General features: G+C 71.5%; 2 protein-coding genes. Both read right to left on the bottom strand.

Translation table 11 applies throughout. The features are described 5' to 3' along the window. Nucleotides 1-139: 139 nt before the first annotated feature. Entirely contained in the window at nucleotides 140-1,048 is a 909-nt protein-coding gene (xerD, locus tag FUT87_RS18070) for a site-specific tyrosine recombinase XerD (RefSeq protein ID WP_147241922.1), read from the bottom strand. A 182-nt stretch (nucleotides 1,049-1,230) separates the two neighbouring features. Beyond that, a complete protein-coding gene (locus tag FUT87_RS18065; RefSeq protein WP_183490988.1) occupies nucleotides 1,231-2,814 on the bottom strand; it encodes a DegQ family serine endoprotease in 1,584 nt (527 codons plus the stop codon). Between the last annotated feature and the right edge of the window lie 271 nt (nucleotides 2,815-3,085).

Raw genomic sequence — 3,085 nt, 5'->3', positions numbered from 1 at the left:
AGCTGGACGGCGTCGCGGACGTGCGGTCGATGATCTGCCTGGAGGAGATCAAGCCGCCAGCGGGCCTGCCGGTGGACTGAGGCGGCGCCGGCGCGACCGGCGCTCAGGCTCGCGCTCAGCCTCGCCTTCAAGCGCGCGCTCAACCCCGCGGATGGTGCGCCGCATGCAGCGCCTTCAGGCGCTCCCGCGCCACGTGCGTGTAGATCTGCGTCGTGGACAGGTCGGCATGGCCGAGCAGCAGCTGCACCGCGCGCAGGTCCGCGCCATGGTTCAGCAGGTGCGTGGCGAAGGCATGCCGCAGCGTGTGCGGCGAGATCGGACTGGTGATGCCCGCCACCACCGCGTATTTCTTGACGATGCGCCAGAAGGTCTCGCGCGTCATGGCCTGGCCGAAGCGGGACAGGAAGAGGTCGTCGGTGTTGCGCGCGCTCAGCAGCTGCGGACGCGCCTCCTGCAGGTAGCGCATCAGCCAGGCGTGCGCCTCCTCGCCGAAGGGCACCAGCCGCTCCTTGTCGCCCTTGCCGGTCACGCGCAGCACCGCCTCGCGCAGGCCGACATGCACGCTCTTGAGCGTCACCAGCTCGGTGACGCGCAGGCCGCTGGCGTACATCAGCTCGAGCATCGCCCGGTCGCGCAGTCCCTGCGCGGTACCGACGTCGGGCGCGTCCAGCAGCGCCTCGACCTGGGTCTGGTGCAGCGTCTTGGGCACGCGCAGCGGCTGCTTGGCGGCGCTGAGCTTGAGGGTGGGATCGCGCTCCAGCCGGCGTTCCCGCAAGGCCCAGCGGAAGTAGCGCTTGAACACCGACAGCCGCCGGTTCGCGGAGGTCGCCTTGCCGCCCTCGTGTCGCGCGGCCGCGTAGCCGAACAAGTCCTGCTCGCGGGTGTCGTCCAGCGCCAGACGCGGCTCGGCCGCCAGCCAGTCGGCCAGCAGTTGCAGGTCGCGGCGATAGGCCAGCTGCGTGTTGCGCGACAGCCCCTCCTCGATCCAGAGGGCCTCGATGAAGGCGTCGATCGCACGCTGGCTGCGCTCGCGCTCGGCCGAGCGCAGGGCCGGCTCACCGGGCGAGGCTTCGGGGGGGGCGTGGTGCGGATGGGGTCGATCGGGACGAGGACATGCCGCGCATGATGCCAGCGCGAGGCCGCCGAAAAAAAGGGGCCCGCGCCACCACGCGCGGGCCCCACGGAGCAACCGCCACAGGCAGCGGTTGGTTGGGAGAACGGTTCAGGTCATCAGCCGATGCGCACCGGCACGAAGATCTTGTCGGCGCCGCGCTGCACCAGCAGCGCGACCGACTTCTCCGCGCCCTTGACCGCGCCGCGGACCTGCTCGACCGACTGCACCGGCGTGCCGTTGACGGCCAGCAGCACGTCGCCCGGACGGACGCCGGCACGCGCCGCGGCGCTGCCCTCGCCCACTTCCTGGATCAGCAGGCCGTCGCGGGTGCCGAGCTGGCGGCGCTCCTCGGGCTGCAGCGGACGCAGGGCCAGGCCGAGCTTGGCGTGGTCGCCATCGGCGTCGCCGCCGGCCTTGGCCAGCTTCGCGCCCTTCTCGTTCGCGTCGCCGAGCGTGGCGGTGATGGTCTCGCGCTTGCCGTTGCGCCAGACCTCGATGTCGACCTTGTCGCCGGGCAGCGACTGGTCCACGAGCGCCGGCAGGTCGCCGCTGGAGACGATGCGCTGGCCCTTGAAGCCCAGGATCACGTCGCCCGAGCGCAGGCCGGCCTTGGCGGCGGGGCCGTTCTCCTCGACGTTGGCGACCAGCGCCCCCTCGGGGCGGTCCAGCTTGAAGGAATCGGCGAAGCCCTGGTTGACCTCCTGCACCATCACGCCCAGCTTGGCGTGCTGCACCTTGCCGCCCTTCTCGATCTGCTGGCGGACCTTGTTGGCCACCTCGACCGGAATGGCGAAGGACAGGCCCTGGTAGCCGCCCGACGCGCTGTAGATCTGCGAGTTGATGCCAACCACCTCGCCACGTGCGTTGAACAGCGGGCCGCCGGAATTGCCGGGGTTGATCGCGACGTCGGTCTGCAGGAAGGGCACGCGGCTCTCGTCCGGGCCCAGCGAGCGCCCCTTGGCGCTGATCACACCGGCGCTGACGCTGTTCTCGAAACCGAAGGGCGAGCCGATCGCCAGCACCCATTCGCCGACGCGCAGGTCGCGGGTCGCGCCCAGGCGCACCGTCGGCAGGTTCTTGGCCTCGATCTTGAGCACCGCGACGTCGGTCGACTTGTCGCTGCCCAGCACCTTGGCGCGAAACTCGCGGCGGTCGGTGAGCTTGACCACCACTTCCTGCGCGTCCTGCACGACGTGGGCGTTGGTCAGGATCACGCCGTCGGCGCTGACGATGAAGCCCGAGCCCTGGCCGCGGATCTCGCGGCTGCCGCCCTCGCCGCCGCCATTCGGGCCACCGGGCATGCCGGGCACGCCGAAGCGGCGGAAGAACTCGTAGAACGGATCGTCCGGATCGATCTGCGGCACGCGCGCGGCGCGCGTCTTCACCGTGCCGGACACGCTGATGTTGACCACCGCCGGCCCTTGCGCCGCGGCGATCTGCGCGAAGTCGGGCATGCCCGCCGGCGGCGGCGTGAAGTTCGCCGCCGGCGCGGCCGCGTTGGCCAGCGGCGTCGTCACCGCGGCGACCTGCGCCTCACCGGCCTGCGCCGGCGCGGTCGCCGCCGAGTCCGAAACCGAGACCGGCATCACCTTGGCGTTGCGCATCGCCAGCGCACCGCCCGCGGCACCCAACACGCCAGCCGCGGCCAGCGCCCACACGAGCTTCTTCACCGGAATCATCTTCTCCACTTGTTGAGCCATCTGAACCTCCAGATTCGCTGCCGGCGGTCGGCCCGGAGGCCTTGCGCCGATTCGATGGCTCGAAGTGTGAGGAGCTTCGCTTAGGTCGCTCTTAATCGCCGTGGCCCCGCCGTGAAGCGGCGGTGGCGAGCGCCTTTCAGGCGCATGCCTTTCAGGCGTGCGGCAGCGCCGGCGGCACCGCGGGCGGCAAGGTTGGCGCCGCGGCCGGCGTGGCGCGCGAGAGCGGCATCGCCAGCTCCACGCGCAGGCCGCCCAGCGCGGTGCTGTGCCC

The organism is Mitsuaria sp. TWR114, from assembly GCF_007997345.1.
Note: the sequence above shows the minus strand (reverse complement) of the source record. Positions and strands in the feature narration are given on the sequence as shown.